Genomic DNA, 16,802 nt, shown 5'->3' with positions numbered 1-16,802 from the left:
CAGCGGAGACCGACTCAGATGTCGAGGAAGCGGACGTCCTTGGCGTTCCGCTGGATGAACGAGCGACGTGCCTCGACGTCCTCGCCCATCAGCACCGAGAACAGGTCGTCGGCCTGGGCCGCGTCGTCCAGGGTCACCTGGCCGAGCACGCGGTGCTCGACGTCCATGGTGGTGACGCGCAGCTCCTCGGCGTTCATCTCGCCGAGGCCCTTGAAGCGCTGGATCGAGTCCTCGCGGATCCGCTTGCCGTTCTGCTTGCCCAGCTCGACGAGGGCGTCCCGCTCGCGGTCCGAGTAGGCGTACTCGAAGTCGTCCCGGCCCCACTTGATCTTGTAGAGCGGCGGGCGGGAGAGGTAGACGTGCCCGGCCTCGACCAGCGGACGCATGAAGCGGAAGAGGAAGGTCAGCAGCAGGGTGTTGATGTGCTGGCCGTCGACGTCGGCGTCCGCCATCAGGATGATCTTGTGATAGCGGAGCTTCTCGATGTCGAAGTCCTCGTGCACACCGGTGCCGAAGGCGGAGATCAGCGCCTGGACCTCGGTGTTTTGCAGGATCTTGTCGATGCGGGCCTTCTCGACGTTCAGGATCTTGCCGCGGATCGGCAGGATGGCCTGGTACATCGGGTTCCGGCCGGACTTGGCCGAACCGCCGGCGGAGTCGCCCTCGACGATGAAGATCTCGCACTTGGTGGGGTCGTTCGACTGGCAGTCGGAGAGCTTGCCCGGCAGGGAGGCCGACTCCAGGAGGCCCTTGCGGCGGGTGAGGTCGCGGGCCTTGCGGGCGGCCACGCGCGCGGTGGCGGCCTGGATGCCCTTGCGGATGATGTCCGCGGCCTCGTTCGGGTTGCGGTCGAACCAGTCCGTCAGGTGCTCGTGGACGACCTTCTGCACGAAGGTCTTCGCCTCGGTGTTGCCGAGCTTGGTCTTGGTCTGGCCCTCGAACTGCGGCTCGCCGATCTTGACCGAGATGATCGCGGTCAGACCCTCGCGGATGTCGTCGCCGGTGAGGTTGTCGTCCTTCTCGCGGAGCAGCTTCTTCTCGCGCGCGTACTTGTTGACGAGCGTCGTCAGCGCGGCGCGGAAGCCCTCCTCGTGGGTGCCGCCCTCGTGGGTGTGGATCGTGTTGGCGAAGGAGTACACGCCCTCGCTGTACGACGAGTTCCACTGCATCGCGATCTCGGCGGAGAGCAGGCGCTCCGTGTCCTCGGCCTCGATGTCGATGACGGTCGGGTTGACCAGCTCGCCCTTGCGCGAGTTGAGGTACTTCACGAAGTCGACGATGCCGCCCTCGTAGTGGTACGTCACCGTGCGCGCGGCCGGCTCGGCGGCGGCCTCGACGTCCGGGTCGTCGGCGCCGACCGTGGCCTTCGCGGACTCGCGCTCGTCGGTGAGCGAGATCGTCAGGCCCTTGTTGAGGAAGGCCATCTCCTGGAAGCGGCGCGAGAGCGTCTCGAAGGAGTACTCGGTGGTCTCGAAGATCTCCGGGTCGGACCAGAACGTGACCGAGGTGCCGGTCTCGTCGGTCGCCTCGTGCTGCGCGAGGGGCGCGGTGGGGGCGCCCATCTTGTAGTCCTGCGTCCAGCGGTGGCCGTCGGTCTTGATCTCCACCGAGACCTTGGTGGAGAGGGCGTTGACGACGGAGACGCCGACGCCGTGCAGACCGCCGGAGACCGCGTAGCCGCCGCCCCCGAACTTGCCGCCCGCGTGGAGGACCGTCAGCACGACCTCGACGGCCGGCTTGCCCTCGGACGCGACGATGCCGACGGGGATGCCGCGGCCGTTGTCGACGACGCGGACGCCGCCGTCGGCCAGGATCGTCACGTCGATGGTGTCCGCGTGACCGGCCAGGGCCTCGTCGACCGAGTTGTCGACCACCTCCTGCACCATGTGGTGCAGACCGCGCTCGCCGGTCGAGCCGATGTACATACCGGGGCGCTTGCGCACCGCATCCAGGCCCTCCAGGACTTGGATGTTGCTGGCGGTGTACTGGTTGTTCTCGTTGGGGTTGCCGGAATCGGCCACGAAGCGCCCTTTCTGGCACAGCACAGGCCGTACTCCGGGCATACGGGAGCCGGCTGCGTCGTTCGACATTTCCGCGGGGTGGCGGGTTTGCCTTCCAGTCTACCGGTACCACTGACACTCATGGGGGTTTGCCGGTACCTGAATGCGCATGTGCCGCCCTGAGCGGGACCGAGACGACTCCCCATATTCGGATAGGGGCTCCAGAGCCCCCTGACGGCCACCCAGCGCTTCGGGTCGTAGCGGGGCGTGGGCAGCGGGTGGCGAACGTTGTCAACGGGGGATCGGCCGCGCCGGAGAACGCGCGCCCGCCCCTGTCGCGGGGGCACGTTCCACCACGTCGTCGGGGCGTGCTCCGGCCACGTCCTGGGGGCAGGCACCGCCACGTCGTAGGGGCACGCCCCACCGCGTTGTGGGGGCGCGCTCCGCCACGTTGTGGGCCGTGCGTTCCGCCGGGGCGGAACGGGCGGGCACGACGCCCACGCGCACGGCGCCCTCTCCTGGTACCCGCACCACGAGAACGGGGCCCCGAAGGACCCCGCGTAACAACGACCCGGGCCGCCCGGCGCCCTAGCCGTACGTGTCGCCGGGCCCCACCGACCCCGGCGCCCGCAGCGCCCCGTACCCCCGCCGCGGCGCCCCCGGCCCCAGGACCTTGATGATCCGCACCGTCCCGTGCCCCAGGTCCTCGTTGAGCCGCGCGACGAGCCTCGGCGCGAGGAGCCGGAGCTGCGTGGCCCACGCGGTCGAGTCGCACTGCACGGTCAGCACCCGCGCGTCCGGATCGTCGTCGAACCGCACCGGCACGCAGTGCTTCGCCAGGTCCTCGCCGACGATCTGCGGCCAGCGGCCCATGACCCCGCCGACCGCCGCCGGCGTCTCCCAGCCCCGCTCGGTGATCAGCCGGTTGATCGCGGCGCCGAGCGCCATCGGGTCGCGTCCGTCGGCGCGCGCGCCGGACCGCAGCCCGCCGCCGCGCCGGGCCTGCTTCTTCTGCTGCGCGGCCGCGCCCCGCGCCTTCGCCTGCTCCTTGGCGGCGCGCAGCGCGACCCGGGCGAGGTCGACGCCGGAGGGCTCGGGCACCGGGGCCCCGGGGGCCGCGGGACTGTCCACAGCCTGGGGAAGGTCTTCCTCGCTCATGCGCGCTCCACGGTCATACGCGTTCCGCCGTTCCGCCGGCCACCGCGTACCGCACCCCCGCCAGGACGCCCGGCACGTCGTCGTCCACGGCGGCCGTCACCAGGACCTGCTCGCCGTGCGCCACCAGCTCCGCGAGCCGCTCGCGCCGGCGCGCGTCCAGCTCCGCGAAGACGTCGTCGAGGACGAGGACCGGCTCGTTGCCCTCGGCCCGCAGCAGGTCGTACGAGGCCAGCCGCAGCGCGAGCGCGTACGACCAGGACTCGCCGTGGCTCGCGTACCCCTTCGCCGGCAGGTCCCCGAGCTTGAGCAGCAGCTCGTCCCGGTGCGGTCCGACGAGCGTGACGCCCCGTTCGATCTCCTGCTTGCGGACCTCGGCGAGCGCGGCGAGCACCTGTGCGTACAGCTCCTCGCGGGTGGTCCCGGCGCCCGGCGCGGAGGGCCGGTACTCCAGGAGGACCGGCCCGCCGCCGGGCGCGAGCTGTTCGTACGCCTTGTCCGCGAGCGGCTGGAGCACGCCGATGAGGTCGAGCCGCTGGGCGAGCAGTTCGGCGCCCGCCCGGGCCAGGTGCTGGTCCCAGACGTCCAGGGTCGACAGGTCCATGCCCCGGCCGCCGTGCCGCCGGGCCATCGCGGCCGACTTCAGGAGCGTGTTGCGCTGCTTGAGCACGCGCTCGTAGTCGGCGCGCACGCCCGCCATGCGCGGCGCGCGCGCCGTGATCAGCTCGTCGAGGAAGCGCCGGCGCTCGCCGGGGTCGCCCTTCACCAGGGCGAGGTCCTCGGGCGCGAACAGCACGGTCCGTACGATGCCGAGCACGTCACGCGGTCTGACCTGCGAGGACCTGTTGATGCGGGCCCGGTTGGCCCGGCCCGGGTTGAGCTCCAGCTCGATCAACTGGGAGCGCTCGCCCTGGGTGACGGCGGCCCTGATGACCGCGCGCTCCGCCCCCACGCGGACGAGCGGGGCGTCGGAGGCGACCCGGTGGCTGCCGAGGGTCGCGAGGTAGCCGACGGCCTCGACCAGATTGGTCTTGCCCTGGCCGTTGGCGCCCACGAAAGCGGTGACGCCCGGGTCGAGCGAGACCTCGACCCGGGCGTAGGAACGGAAGTCGGCCAGCGACAGGTGCGTGACGTGCATGGTTGGGCGCCGACCTTCCCCGGCTGCTGTGCACCGCCGGGTGCACAGCCTGTGGATTATTTCTTCTTCTCGACCGCGTGGCCACCGAACTGGTTGCGCAGCGCGGCGATCATCTTCATCTGCGGGGAGTCGTCCTGGCGCGAGGCGAACCGCGCGAACAGGGACGCGGTGATCGCGGGCAGCGGCACGGCGTTGTCGATGGCGGCCTCGACGGTCCACCGGCCCTCGCCGGAGTCCTCCGCGTAGCCCCGCAGCCCGTTCAGGTGCTCGTCCTCGTCCAGGGCGTTGACGGCCAGGTCGAGCAGCCAGGAGCGGATGACCGTGCCCTCCTGCCAGGAGCGGAAGACCTCGCGCACGTCGGTGACGGAGTCGACCTTCTCCAGGAGCTCCCAGCCCTCGGCGTAGGCCTGCATCATCGCGTACTCGATGCCGTTGTGGACCATCTTCGCGAAGTGGCCGGCGCCGACCTTGCCCGCGTGGACCGAGCCGAAATCGCCCTCGGGCTTGAGCGCGTCGAAGACCGGCTGGACCTTCGCGACGTTCTCGGTGTCGCCGCCGTACATCAGCGCGTAGCCGTTCTCCAGGCCCCAGACACCGCCGGAGACGCCGCAGTCGACGAAGCCGATGCCCTTGGCGGCCAGCTCCCCGGCGTGCTTCTCGTCGTCCGTCCAGCGCGAGTTGCCGCCGTCCACGACGACGTCGCCGGGGGAGAGCAGGTCGGCCAGCTCGTCGATGGTGGACTGGGTCGCGGCACCGGCCGGGACCATGACCCACACGACGCGCGGACCCTTGAGCTTGCCCACCAGCTCTTCGAGGCTGTGGACGTCGGCGAGGTCCGGGTTGCGGTCGTATCCGATGACGGTGTGGCCTGCGCGGCGGATGCGCTCGCGCATGTTGCCGCCCATCTTGCCGAGACCGACGAGACCGAGCTCCATCAGATGATTCCTTAAGCGTCGTGTGCGGTTCGTACCCGCGTCCGAGCCTACGCCCGGACGCGGGTGCACACCTGTGGGGTCAGCCGCTCAGGCGACGCCCCCGGAGCAAGGCCTCAGCCGCTGAGCCGCACCGGCATACTGCGGTCTCCCGGGGGGCGACCCCCGGACCCCCGGCAGGATCCGACCGGCCTCAGCCGCTGAGCCGCACCGGCATGATCAGGTACTTGTAGGCCTCGTCCGCCTCGGCGTCCACGGCGGGCCTGCCGCTGAGCAGCGCCGGCTTGGTGGAGGTCGTGAAGGAGAGCTGGGCGACCGGGGAGTCGATCGCACTCAGGCCGTCGAGCAGGAAGGTCGGGTTGAAGGCGATCGAGATGTCGTCGCCCTCCAACTGCGCGTCGACCCTCTCCACAGCCTGTGCGTCGTCGCTGGAGCCCGCCTCCAGGATCAGCACGCCCTGCTCGAAGCTCAGCCGGACCGGGGTGTTGCGCTCGGCCACCAGGGCCACGCGCTTGACGGCCTCGACGAAGGGGGCGGTCTCGATCACCGCGACCGAGTTGAACTCGGTGGGGAAGAGCGTCCGGTACTTCGGCAGGTCGCCCTCGAGGAGGCGGGTGGTGGTGCGGCGGCCCGCGCCCTCGAAGCCGATGAGGCCCTCGCCCTTGCCGGAGCCCGAGAGCGCCAGGGTGACCGTGTCGCCGCTGGTGAGCGCCTTCGCGGTGTCCAGGAGGGTCTTCGCGGGCACCAGGGCGACCGCGGAGGCGTCCGGGGACTCCGGCTTCCACAGGAACTCGCGGACCGCGAAGCGGTAGCGGTCGGTGGAGGCCAGGGTGACCGTGTCGCCCTCGATCTCGATGCGCACGCCGGTGAGGACGGGCAGCGTGTCGTCGCGGCCGGCGGCGATGGCCACCTGCGCGGCGGCGGAGGCGAAGACCTCGCCGGGGACGGTGCCCGTCGCGGTGGGCATCTCCGGCAGCGCCGGGTACTCCTCCACAGGCAGGGTGTGGAGGGTGAAGCGGGAGGAGCCGCAGACCACGGTCGCCCGTACACCGTCTGTGGAGATCTCCACGGGACGGTTGGGGAGGGCGCGGCAGATGTCGGCGAGCAGGCGGCCGGAGACGAGGACGGTGCCGTCCTCCTCGACCTCCGCCTCGACCGAGACCCGCGCCGAGACCTCGTAGTCGAAGCTCGAGAAGCTCAGGGCGCCGTCCTCGGCCTTCAGCAGAAGGCCCGCGAGTACGGGCGCCGGCGGACGGGCCGGGAGGCTGCGGGCCACCCAGGCCACCGCCTCCGCGAGTACATCGCGCTCCACCCGGATCTTCACCGGAACCGCCTCCTGCTGTTGCTGGCTCTTCGTCGACTGCGGGAACCAGTCTGACGTACGCCACCGACACTCGTCGCTGCTCGGGGTCAAGTCGGGACGAGGGGCGGTCGGAGCTCCGGCGCCGAGTTGTGCACAGGCCCTGCTTCGAAGCGGATTCCGAGCTAACTCTATGTGGGAGTAGTAGTAGGGCCTGTGGAAACCGTGGATAACCCCGTCCACGCAGGTCAGACCCAGTTTTTTGTCCACCGCGCCTGTGGGTGACACCGGTGGAAAACCAGGGGTCTCTGTGGACACCCGAAAGTTCTGCACACCCCATACACAGGACACAGGGAGTTCTCCCCAGCGCTGTCCCCAGCTTTACCCAGGTTCCCCACAGCCCAATCGTCTCCCTTGGTGTGACGGCTTTCACTCGACAAGGTGAGGACGGGTGTTTCGTTGCCGAACAGTGGACAGCGCTGTGGAGAAGCTGTGGGCAACCGGCCGTCCCCTGTGGGCGGCCAGTGGACAACCTTCGAGGCCTCCTGTGGACGAAACTTCCATCCACAACCTGTGGATAACGTTTGCCAACAATTCCCCAGGGGTCTGAGCTGGCGCGATGCCCTGTCACCAGGCGGTCCTGTGGACAAAATCCGGATAACTTCGCAGTCCCCACCCTGTGGACGGGTGATCATCCCGCAATCTGTGGAGAACCCGCCAGCGGAACGCCGCAATCGAACAGAGCCGCCCCGCCGTCGGCTCGTCCTCGGCCCGTTCCCGGGCCGTCCCCAGCCTGTGGTCGGCCGTCGACGACTCCCTACGGCCCCCTGCGACCCCCCGCGAGACCCCCCGGAAACGCCTACGGGCGCCCCGGGAGGAGTCCCGGAGCGCCCGTAGGAGGAGGCGGTGTCAGCCGTTCTTGATGCGGTTGGTCAGCTCGGTGACCTGGTTGTAGATGGAGCGCCGCTCCGCCATCAGGGCACGGATCTTCCGGTCCGCGTGCATCACCGTCGTGTGGTCGCGGCCGCCGAACTGCGCGCCGATCTTCGGCAGCGACAGGTCCGTGAGCTCGCGGCACAGGTACATGGCGATCTGGCGGGCCGTCACCAGGACGCGGCTGCGCGAGGATCCGCAGAGGTCCTCCACCGTCAGGCCGAAGTAGTCGGCGGTGGCCGCCATGATCGCCGGCGCGGTGATCTCCGGCGCGCTGTCCTCGCCGCCGGGGATCAGGTCCTTGAGGACGACCTCGGTGAGCCCGAGGTCCACCGGCTGCCGGTTGAGGCTCGCGAAGGCCGTCACCCGGATCAGCGCGCCCTCCAGCTCGCGGATGTTCCGCGAGATCCGGGAGGCGATGAACTCCAGTACCTCCGGCGGGGCGTTGAGCTGCTCCTGCACCGCCTTCTTGCGGAGGATCGCGATGCGCGTCTCCAGCTCCGGCGGCTGCACGTCGGTGGTGAGGCCCCACTCGAAGCGGTTGCGGAGCCGGTCCTCCAGGGTCACCAGTTGGCGGGGCGGCCGGTCCGAGGAGAGGACGATCTGCTTGTTCGCGTTGTGCAGGGTGTTGAAGGTGTGGAAGAACTCCTCCTGCGTCGACTCCTTGCTCGCCAGGAACTGGATGTCGTCGACGAGCAGGATGTCCACGTCGCGGTAGCGCTTCCGGAAGGTGTCGCCCTTGCCGTCGCGGATCGAGTTGATGAACTCGTTGGTGAACTCCTCGGAGCTCACGTACCGCACGCGCGTGCCCGGGTAGAGGCTCCGCGCGTAGTGTCCGATCGCGTGCAGCAGGTGGGTCTTGCCGAGCCCCGACTCCCCGTAGATGAAGAGGGGGTTGTACGCCTTCGCCGGCGCCTCGGCCACCGCGACCGCGGCCGCGTGCGCGAACCGGTTCGAGGAACCGATCACGAAGGTGTCGAAGAGGTACCGCGGGTTCAGCCGCGCGTGCTGCTCGCCCGGCGCGCCGGCGCCCTGCCCGGAGGAGCCGGAGGAACCGGAAGAGGGGGAGCCGTGGACGCCCCCGGGGCCGGGGCCGGGGCCGGGGACCGGACCGCCGCCCGGGCGGGGGCCGGGGCGCGCCGCGTGGCCCGGCGGGTCGGGCAGCTCGGCGCGCTCGGGCCGCTGCTGCTCGTAGCCGTGGGAGGGCTCGTCGTAGCGCGTCTGCCGGGACTGCTCGGGGCCCGTGTACGGCGCGCGCTCCTGGTAGCCGCCGAGCCGCGGCTGCTGCCAGGAGAGGTCCTCCTGGGTGCGCGGCCAGGAACCGGGGTCGGGCCGCTGCGGCTGCTGGTAGTCCGGGTAGGCCGGGCGCGCGTTCGGCAGCCCGTCGTCGGGCATCGGCCGGTGGCCGTAGCCCTCGTACTTCTCGTACTTGTCGTACGACTCGGGCCGGTCGCGCTCGTCGTACCGGGGCTGCTGCGGCTGGGGCACGGTGGGCGCGGGCGGCGCCTGCTCGCCGACGGAGTCGTCGACGGTGATCGCGATCCGGATCTGCCGGCCGCACTCGCGGCTGAGGGTCTCGCTGATCAGCGGGGCGAGCCGGCCCTCCAGGACGCGCTTGCCCCACTCGTTGGGCACGGCCAGGAGGGCCGTGTCGGCGACCAGGGCGAGCGGCTGGCAGCGCTCGATCCACTGCTTGTCCTTGGGCTCGATCCCCTGCTGGCCCTCGGCGAGGAGCTGCTCGAGGACCCGCGGCCACACTGCGGCAAGATCGGCAGGTACGTCAGCCACAGGGCACGCTTTCTCGCAGGTCCCACGAAGGTGTGGTTCTCGGGGGACGGTGGATCGAAGTCCGGATCACCGGTCCGTCGGGGACAGGTGAGGACAGAACGGAAAAGATTGTGGAGTCCGCCCACGGTAGTCGGGCGGACTGACGCGGTTCAAGTTGTTGTCCACAGGCTGTGCACAATGGGGGGCGGCAACGGGTCGGTTTGACCGGATGGCGTAGCCGCGCGTACCGTAACCAGGTCGAGTTGTCGATGGCTGCTGCCGCCTGCCTCCGATGGGCAAAGATCACTCTCCGTGATCACGAAGCGGTGCACTCGGGCGTATTGCGAGCTACTCGTGGGCGCACGGTGACAGCCAGGCGATGTCCCGCCACCACCCGAATCATTTCTGGAGCCCCCGAGTGAGCAAGCGCACCTTCCAGCCGAACAACCGTCGTCGCGCGAAGACCCACGGCTTCCGCCTGCGCATGCGCACCCGTGCCGGCCGCGCCATCCTGGCGAACCGCCGTGCCAAGGGTCGCGCGAGCCTGTCCGCCTGATCCACTTAAACAGGTCATGACGTGCTGCCTACCGAGAATCGGCTGAGGCGGCGCGAGGACTTCGCAACCGCGGTACGCCGAGGGCGCCGGGCCGGTCGCCCGCTCCTCGTCGTCCACCTACGCAGCGGTGCAACGGACCCGCACGCGCCTGGGGAGAGCGCTCCCCCGACGCGTGCGGGTTTCGTCGTGAGCAAGGCCGTGGGCGGGGCGGTCGTACGCAACCAGGTGAAGCGTCGTCTGCGTCACCTCGTCCACGACCGCATCTCCGCCCTCCCCCCCGGTAGCCTGGTGGTGGTACGGGCGTTGCCCGGAGCCGGCGACGCCGATCACGCACAGCTCGCCCGAGACCTGGACGCCGCTCTCCAGCGGCTCCTGGGAGGGGGCACGCGATGAAGTACCCGCTGCTGGCTCTCATCAAGCTGTACCAGTGGACGATCAGCCCCCTGCTGGGCCCCGTCTGCCGGTACTACCCGTCGTGTTCCCACTACGGATTCACGGCCATCGACCGGCATGGCGCGATCAAGGGCACGGCCCTGACCGCCTGGCGCATCCTGCGGTGCAATCCGTGGTCGCCCGGCGGCGTGGACCATGTCCCCCCGCGGAAGCGCCCCCGCTGGCACGAAATGCTGAGGAACGCGCTGCGCGGGGACACGGGCGGGTCCACCACCGAGACGAGCCCGGCCGCAGAGACCTCGTCCAATGCTCAAGGAGCCTGATTAGTGGACACGATTGCCAGTCTGTTCAGCTTCATCACCTGGCCCGTTTCCTGGGTCATCGTCCAGTTCCACAAGATGTACGGGGCGCTCTTCGGTCCCGACACGGGCTGGGCCTGGGGTCTGTCCATCGTGTCCCTGGTGGTGCTGATCCGCATCTGCCTGATCCCGCTCTTCGTGAAGCAGATCAAGTCGACGCGGAACATGCAGGCGCTCCAGCCGAAGATGAAGGCGATCCAGGAGCGCTACAAGAGCGACAAGCAGCGCCAGTCCGAAGAGATGATGAAGCTGTACAAGGAGACGGGCACCAACCCGCTCTCCTCGTGCCTTCCCATCCTGGCGCAGTCGCCGTTCTTCTTCGCCCTGTACCACGTGCTCTCCGCGATCGCCTCGGGCAAGGAGATCGGCAAGATCGACGGTCCGCTCCTGGAGAGCGCTCGTCAGGCCCACATCTTCGGCGCCCCGCTGGCCGCCAAGTTCACCGACAGCGCCGCGAAGGTCGCCGCCCTCGACGCCTCGCTGACCGACGTCCGCATCGTCACCGCGGTCATGATCATCATGATGTCGGCCTCGCAGTTCTTCACCCAGCGCCAGTTGATGATGAAGAACGTCGACCTCTCGGTGAAGACCCCGTACATGCAGCAGCAGAAGATGCTCATGTACATCTTCCCGGTGATCTTCGCCGTCATGGGCATCAACTTCCCCGTCGGTGTCCTCGTCTACTGGCTGACCACCAACGTGTGGACCATGGGCCAGCAGATGTACGTGATCAACCAGAACCCGACGCCGGGCAGCAAGGCCCAGGACGCCTACCTCCAGCGCCTGCTCAAGAGCATCACCCAGCACGGTGAGGTCCGCGGTCGCCGCCGGAAGAGCGTCGTCAAGGTCGTCGTCGCCAAGGGCACCGACCGCAACGAGAACGAGCGTCGCTTCTTCGGAGGCCTCACCAAGGCCGGCTTCGCCGCCCAGGCCGACGGCACCGTGATCAAGAGCGACACCCTCACGGCCGAGGCCGAGAGCGGCGCCGTCGCCAGGCGTCAGCAGCCCAAGCGCCAGACCAAGGCCCAGCGCCAGGCCGCGGCGGTCCAGCCGTCCCTCTCCAAGGACGCCGGGGAGGACACCAAGCCGGCCGCCGAGAAGGCGTCCCCCTCGCTCGAGAAGAAGCCCCAGGGACCGGCCGAGACCGGTGCTTCCGACGTCACCGGTACGAAGGGCGAGGCCCAGGGCGACAAGCCCGCGCGCCCGAGCCGTGCCAACTCCGGCGGTTCCCGCCAGCAGCAGGGCAAGACCGGCCAGCGCAAGGGCCAGCAGCGGCCCAAGCACCCGTCCTCCAAGAAGTAAGCCTCCCCCGACGCAAGAAGGAGCCCGTCCGTGACGGAAGGCACCACCTCCGCCGCCGCCGAGGGTGGCGACACCCTGACCCGCCTGGAGCAGGAGGGTGAGATCGCGGCCGACTACCTCGAAGGCCTGCTCGACATCGCCGACCTCGACGGCGACATCGACATGGACGTCGAGGCGGACCGGGCGGCGGTCTCGATCATCAGCGACTCCCACAGCCGCGACCTCCAGAAGCTCGTGGGCCGCGACGGCGAGGTCCTGGAGGCGCTCCAGGAGCTGACCCGCCTCGCCGTGCACCGGGAGACCGGGGACCGCAGCCGTCTGATGCTCGACATCGCCGGCTTCCGGGCCAAGAAGCGTTCCGAGCTCGCCGAGCTGGGCGCCAAGGCCGCGGCCGAGGTGAAGGCCGGCGGCCAGCCGGTCAAGCTGGACCCGATGACGCCCTTCGAGCGCAAGGTCGTGCACGACGCGATCGCCGCCGCCGGTCTGCGCAGTGAGTCCGAGGGCGAGGAGCCGCAGCGCTTCGTCGTCGTGCTCCCGGCCTGACCCCTCACGTAGTCTCGGCCCCGTCTGTTCGCAGGCGGGGCCGATCTTTGTCAGCCTGATAGTTCAGCCACCACCACAGTGCGCTCGCACGGCATGCGTGCGGTACGGAAGGACGGTTCCCGTGACGGAGGCAGCGGAGCTCCCCGAGGCGCCGGAGCAGGCACGGACAGTCTTCGGTGAGTACTTCCCGGAGGCCGTGCGGTATGCCGAGCTCCTCGCGGACGCGGGTGTGAAGCGCGGTCTGATCGGCCCCCGCGAGGTCCCGAGGCTCTGGGAACGCCACCTGCTGAACTGCGCCGTCCTCTCGGAGGTCGTCCCCGAGGGCGTCACCGTCTGCGACGTCGGCTCGGGCGCCGGTCTCCCCGGCATCCCTCTGGCCCTGGTCCGGCCGGACCTGAAGATCACGCTCCTCGAACCGCTGCTGCGCCGGACGAACTTCCTCCAGGAGGTCGTCGAGCTGCTCGGCCTCGACCACGTCACCGTGGTCCGGGGGCGCGCGGAGGAGATGCTCGGCAAGATCACGCCCGTGCACGTGGTGACCGCCCGCGCGGTGGCCCCGCTGGACCGGCTGGCCGGCTGGGGCGTTCCCCTGCTGCGCCCGTACGGAGAGATGCTGGCGCTCAAGGGCGACACCGCCCAGGAAGAGATCGACGGCGCCCGTGCCGCGCTCTCCCGACTCGGTGTGGTGGAGACCTCGGTGCTGCACGTGGGCGAGGGCATCGTCGATCCGCTGTCCACGGTCGTCCGGGTGGAGGTCGGTGAGAGCCCCGGCGGTGTGCGGTTCGCGGCCAAGCGGGCCAAGGCCGCCCGTACGAGCAAGACCCGCCGACGCCGCTGAGGGAAGTCCTGCCGGCAGGGGGACATCTGCCGGCAGGAGCTCGCTGACGCCGCCGGGCGTCGCATACGTCCGATTTCGGAGTGTCGACCGGCCCCGGCGGGATGGCACGGGCATGGTGTTTCACGTGAAACATCGCTCGCTGCTGCAGGGGATCATCAGTCGCGGTCGTGCGGCCGCCACGCCCCGGGACCGTAGGCCCCGCGTGAATCCACCCGCGAGGGTTACGGAGATGTCCACAGAGGTGGATTCCTCCACAGAACCACCGACCTCGCTGGTTCGCGACCCCGAAAGCATGGCAGGCTCTCCTCATCGCGAGCCCGAAGCCGAGGAGAGTGAATCCTTGCGGTCCGACGCCAACATCGCGGGACCGATGACCGATCCGGTCCCCGGTCCCCGAACCGAATCGGTGGGAAGCGATGTTTCACGTGAAACATCGGCCTCCATGGAAACACCGCCCCCCATGGACGACACCCCCATCGGCCGTGCTGCCCAACTGGCGGTAGAGGCCCTGGGGCGTGCCGGTGAGGGACTTCCCCGCCCGGCCCGGACTCGCGTCATGGTGGTCGCCAACCAGAAGGGCGGCGTGGGCAAGACGACCACGACGGTCAATCTCGCCGCGTCCCTGGCCCTGCACGGCGCCCGCGTTCTGGTCATCGACCTGGACCCGCAGGGCAACGCCTCCACGGCGCTCGGCATCGACCATCACGCCAGCGTGCCCTCGATCTACGACGTCCTGGTGGACAGTCGCCCGCTCTCCGAAGTGGTGCAGCCCGTCATCGACGTGGAAGGCCTCTTCTGTGCCCCCGCCACCATCGACCTGGCTGGTGCGGAGATCGAGCTGGTGTCCCTGGTGGCGCGTGAGAGCCGCCTCCAGCGGGCGATCCAGGCCTATGAGCAGCCGCTGGACTACATCCTGATCGACTGCCCGCCCTCGCTCGGCCTCCTCTCGGTCAACGCCCTGGTGGCGGGGGCCGAGGTGCTGATCCCGATCCAGTGCGAGTACTACGCCCTCGAAGGCCTCGGTCAGCTCCTCAAGAACGTCGAGCTGGTCCGGGGGCACCTCAACCCCGCCCTCCACGTCTCGACGATTCTGCTCACCATGTACGACGGCCGGACGAGGCTCGCCTCCCAGGTCGCCGAGGAGGTGCGCACCCACTTCGGCGAGGAGGTGCTGCGCACCAGCATCCCCCGCTCCGTCCGCATCTCGGAGGCGCCGAGCTACGGCCAGACGGTGATCACGTACGATCCGGGCTCCAGTGGTGCCCTGTCGTACATCGAAGCGGCTCGTGAGATCGCCCTCCGGGGCGTCACCGTGAACTATGACGCCCAGCACGCACGTGTGGGGCACCAGAACCATCAGCGCAGCATGTCGGAGGGAATTCAGTGAGTGAGCGACGTAGGGGATTGGGGCCGCGCGGGCTCGGTTCGCTGATCCCGCAGAGCGCTCCGTCTCCCGAGTCGGCGGTGACATGGGCCGAGGCCGTGAAGACGGCCGAGCCGAAGGCTCCTGCCGGGGCGTACTTCACCGAGATCCCGATCGACGCCATCGTGCCCAACCGGCACCAGCCGCGACAGATCTTCGACGAGGACGCCCTCGCGGAGCTGGTCACCTCCATCAAGGAGGTCGGTCTGCTCCAGCCCGTGGTCGTGCGCAAGGTCGACGGCGACCGCTACGAGCTCGTCATGGGCGAGCGGCGTCTGCGGGCCTCCACGACGGCGGGGCTCGACCGGATCCCGGCGATCGTCCGGGAGACCGACGACGAGAAGATGCTCTTGGACGCCCTCCTGGAGAACCTCCACCGGGCGCAGTTGAACGCGATCGAAGAGGCGCACGCCTACGAGCAACTGCTCAAGGACTTCGGCTGCACCCATGACCAGCTCGCGGACCGGATCGGACGTTCCCGCCCGCAGATCTCCAACACGCTGCGTCTGCTGCGGCTCTCTCCTCCGGTGCAGCGCCGGGTCGCCGCCGGGGTGCTCTCCGCCGGCCACGCGCGGGCTCTGCTCGGTGTGGAGGACATGGAGGCCCAGGACAAGCTGGCGGCCCGGATCGTCTCCGAGGGGCTCTCGGTGCGTTCTGTCGAGGAGATCGTGAGCCTCATGGACTCAGAGGAGCCCGCCGGTGCGGTCAAGCCGAAGAAGCCGCGTGCCGGCGCTCGTGTCTCGCCCGCCCTCACGGACCTGGCCACCCGGCTCTCGGACCGCTTCGAGACCCGGGTGAAGGTCGACCTGGGGCAGAAGAAGGGCAAGATCGTCGTCGAGTTCGCCTCCATGGACGACCTGGAGCGGATCCTCTCGACCCTGGCTCCCGGCGAGGGCCGGGTGCTGGACCAGAAGCCCGTCGAAGAGGCCGCCCAGGGCTGACCGCCGCGCTCTCCTCGCTCCGACGAGACCCCGAGGGCGGGTCGTGCTCCGGTTCCACCGGGGCGTGGCCCGCCCTTTGCCTGTGGGCGGTGTCCTCCTGATCGTCTGATCGATACGATTTCAGGAGGCACATCCGTACGCGGAGGCGAGGGAAGCGAGGAGCAGCCGTGGGGCGTCGGCTCGTACCGCTCACGCTGGACAACCTTCCGGATCTCCCCAAGCGGTGTCGCTCCTGTGTCTTCTGGGAGCTCGACCCGGTCAGTGGTGAGGCCGCCGTCCAGGCGGGGCGTTCGGAGTCGGAGAAGGAGTCCTGGATCTCGGCCGTGCTCCTGGAATGGGGCTCCTGCGGGCGGGTGGTCTACGTCGACGAGGTGCCCGTCGGCTACGTTCTCTACGCTCCCCCGGCCTATGTGCCGCGGTCGACGGCCTTCCCGACGAGCCCTGTGGCGGCGGATGCCGTCCAGTTGATAACGGCCTGGATCATGCCGGGCTATCAGGGCCAGGGGCTGGGCCGGGTGATGGTGCAGACCGTGGCCAAGGACGTGCTGAGGCGGGGCTTCAAGGCGATCGAGGCGTTCGGGGACGCCCGGTGGAAGGAGCCGGCCTGTATGTTGCCGGCCGACCACCTGCTCGCGGTGGGCTTCAAGACCGTCCGGCCGCACCACGCCTTTCCCCGGATGCGGCTGGACCTCAGGACGACGCTCTCCTGGAAGGAGGACGTCGAGTTGGCCTTGGACCGTCTACTCGGAGCCGTACAGAAAGAACCTGCCCTGCGGCCCCTCTAGTGTCCGGAGACGAGAACGGCCCGCCCCGGTGAGGGAGCGGGCCGCTGCTGTTCCGCGTGCGTGTTTCACGTGAAACAGCGAAGGAGCGTCAGGCCTTGGTCGGCTCGACGAAGCCCTCCAGGTCGCGCAGGATGGCCGCCTTCGGCTTGGCGCCGACGATGGTCTTCACGACCTCGCCGCCCTGGTAGACGTTCAGCGTCGGGATGGACATGACGCCGTACTTGGCGGCCGTGTCGGGGTTCTGGTCGATGTTGAGCTTCACGATCTCGATCTCGCCGTGCTCGGCGGCGATCGCCTCGAGCGACGGGGCGATCTGGCGGCACGGGCCGCACCACTCGGCCCAGAAGTCCACCAGAACGGGCTTGTCGCTCTTGAGGACTTCCTCTTCGAAGGTGGCGTCGGTCACAGACTTCAGGGCCACAGTGGCCTCCTTGAAC

16 protein-coding genes are annotated in these 16,802 nt (G+C 69.5%); 9 read left to right on the top strand and 7 right to left on the bottom strand.

The features are described from left to right. Positions 1-14: 14 nt before the first annotated feature. The 6 genes from gyrB to dnaA form a co-directional block, all read right to left on the bottom strand. Positions 15-2,045 (bottom strand): DNA topoisomerase (ATP-hydrolyzing) subunit B, encoded by a 2,031-nt coding sequence (gene gyrB / locus ACFYNX_RS19775; RefSeq protein ID WP_365539778.1) that lies wholly within the window; start codon positions 2,043-2,045, stop codon positions 15-17. 543 nt (positions 2,046-2,588) lie between these two features. Continuing rightward, the gene (locus ACFYNX_RS19770; RefSeq protein WP_365539779.1) at positions 2,589-3,158 is read right to left on the bottom strand and encodes a DciA family protein; all 570 of its coding nucleotides are present in this window, start codon (positions 3,156-3,158) and stop codon (positions 2,589-2,591) included. 13 nt (positions 3,159-3,171) lie between these two features. Beyond that, positions 3,172-4,293 (bottom strand): DNA replication/repair protein RecF, encoded by a 1,122-nt coding sequence (gene recF / locus ACFYNX_RS19765; protein WP_388662873.1) that lies wholly within the window; start codon positions 4,291-4,293, stop codon positions 3,172-3,174. Between the two features lie 56 nt (positions 4,294-4,349). Further along, the gene (gene gnd / locus ACFYNX_RS19760) at positions 4,350-5,228 is read right to left on the bottom strand and encodes a phosphogluconate dehydrogenase (NAD(+)-dependent, decarboxylating) (protein WP_365539780.1); all 879 of its coding nucleotides are present in this window, start codon (positions 5,226-5,228) and stop codon (positions 4,350-4,352) included. Between the two features lie 190 nt (positions 5,229-5,418). Beyond that, positions 5,419-6,549 carry a DNA polymerase III subunit beta gene (gene dnaN, locus ACFYNX_RS19755; protein WP_125664301.1) on the bottom strand — a complete coding sequence of 377 codons (1,131 nt, stop codon included), beginning with the start codon at positions 6,547-6,549 and terminating at the stop codon, positions 5,419-5,421. A gap of 885 nt (positions 6,550-7,434) precedes the next feature. Then, the gene (dnaA, locus tag ACFYNX_RS19750; protein ID WP_388662870.1) at positions 7,435-9,246 is read right to left on the bottom strand and encodes a chromosomal replication initiator protein DnaA; all 1,812 of its coding nucleotides are present in this window, start codon (positions 9,244-9,246) and stop codon (positions 7,435-7,437) included. Positions 9,247-9,643: 397 nt separating this feature from the next. Here dnaA and rpmH point away from each other — a divergent pair, with 397 nt between their 5' ends. The 9 genes from rpmH to ACFYNX_RS19705 all read left to right on the top strand — a co-directional run bounded on the left by rpmH (position 9,644) and on the right by ACFYNX_RS19705 (position 16,365). After that, positions 9,644-9,781: a 50S ribosomal protein L34 gene (gene rpmH, locus ACFYNX_RS19745; protein WP_015659252.1), complete on the top strand. Its 138-nt coding sequence runs from the start codon at positions 9,644-9,646 to the stop codon at positions 9,779-9,781. Positions 9,782-9,802: 21 nt separating this feature from the next. After that, entirely contained in the window at positions 9,803-10,174 is a 372-nt protein-coding gene (gene rnpA, locus ACFYNX_RS19740) for a ribonuclease P protein component (RefSeq protein WP_388662867.1), read from the top strand. Further along, on the top strand, positions 10,171-10,497 hold the full coding sequence (gene yidD, locus ACFYNX_RS19735) for a membrane protein insertion efficiency factor YidD (protein ID WP_125664307.1): 327 nt from the start codon (positions 10,171-10,173) through the stop codon (positions 10,495-10,497). The genes rnpA and yidD overlap by 4 nt, the downstream gene beginning before the upstream one ends. A 3-nt stretch (positions 10,498-10,500) precedes the next feature. After that, positions 10,501-11,835, top strand: a complete 1,335-nt coding sequence (yidC, locus tag ACFYNX_RS19730; RefSeq protein WP_388662865.1) for a membrane protein insertase YidC — start codon at positions 10,501-10,503, stop codon at positions 11,833-11,835. Between the two features lie 30 nt (positions 11,836-11,865). Then, the gene (locus ACFYNX_RS19725; protein ID WP_388662863.1) at positions 11,866-12,378 is read left to right on the top strand and encodes a protein jag; all 513 of its coding nucleotides are present in this window, start codon (positions 11,866-11,868) and stop codon (positions 12,376-12,378) included. Between the two features lie 121 nt (positions 12,379-12,499). Then, positions 12,500-13,216, top strand: coding sequence for a 16S rRNA (guanine(527)-N(7))-methyltransferase RsmG (gene rsmG, locus ACFYNX_RS19720; protein ID WP_033208766.1), 717 nt, complete (start codon positions 12,500-12,502; stop codon positions 13,214-13,216). 292 nt (positions 13,217-13,508) lie between these two features. Then, positions 13,509-14,603, top strand: coding sequence for a ParA family protein (locus tag ACFYNX_RS19715; RefSeq protein WP_388662860.1), 1,095 nt, complete (start codon positions 13,509-13,511; stop codon positions 14,601-14,603). Further along, entirely contained in the window at positions 14,600-15,580 is a 981-nt protein-coding gene (locus ACFYNX_RS19710; RefSeq protein WP_388662859.1) for a ParB/RepB/Spo0J family partition protein, read from the top strand. Before ACFYNX_RS19715 ends, ACFYNX_RS19710 begins: the two co-directional genes overlap by 4 nt. A gap of 167 nt (positions 15,581-15,747) precedes the next feature. Then, the gene (locus ACFYNX_RS19705) at positions 15,748-16,365 is read left to right on the top strand and encodes a GNAT family N-acetyltransferase (RefSeq protein WP_388662857.1); all 618 of its coding nucleotides are present in this window, start codon (positions 15,748-15,750) and stop codon (positions 16,363-16,365) included. 88 nt (positions 16,366-16,453) lie between these two features. Here the strand turns inward: ACFYNX_RS19705 and trxA are convergent, their stop codons facing one another. Continuing rightward, positions 16,454-16,786, bottom strand: a complete 333-nt coding sequence (gene trxA / locus ACFYNX_RS19700) for a thioredoxin (RefSeq protein ID WP_351973838.1) — start codon at positions 16,784-16,786, stop codon at positions 16,454-16,456. Between the last annotated feature and the right edge of the window lie 16 nt (positions 16,787-16,802).

It is taken from the genome of Streptomyces sp. NPDC007872 (genome assembly GCF_042868165.1).
Taxonomy (GTDB): Bacteria; Actinomycetota; Actinomycetes; order Streptomycetales; family Streptomycetaceae; genus Streptomyces.
This window is presented reverse-complemented; position numbering and strand designations above follow the sequence as displayed.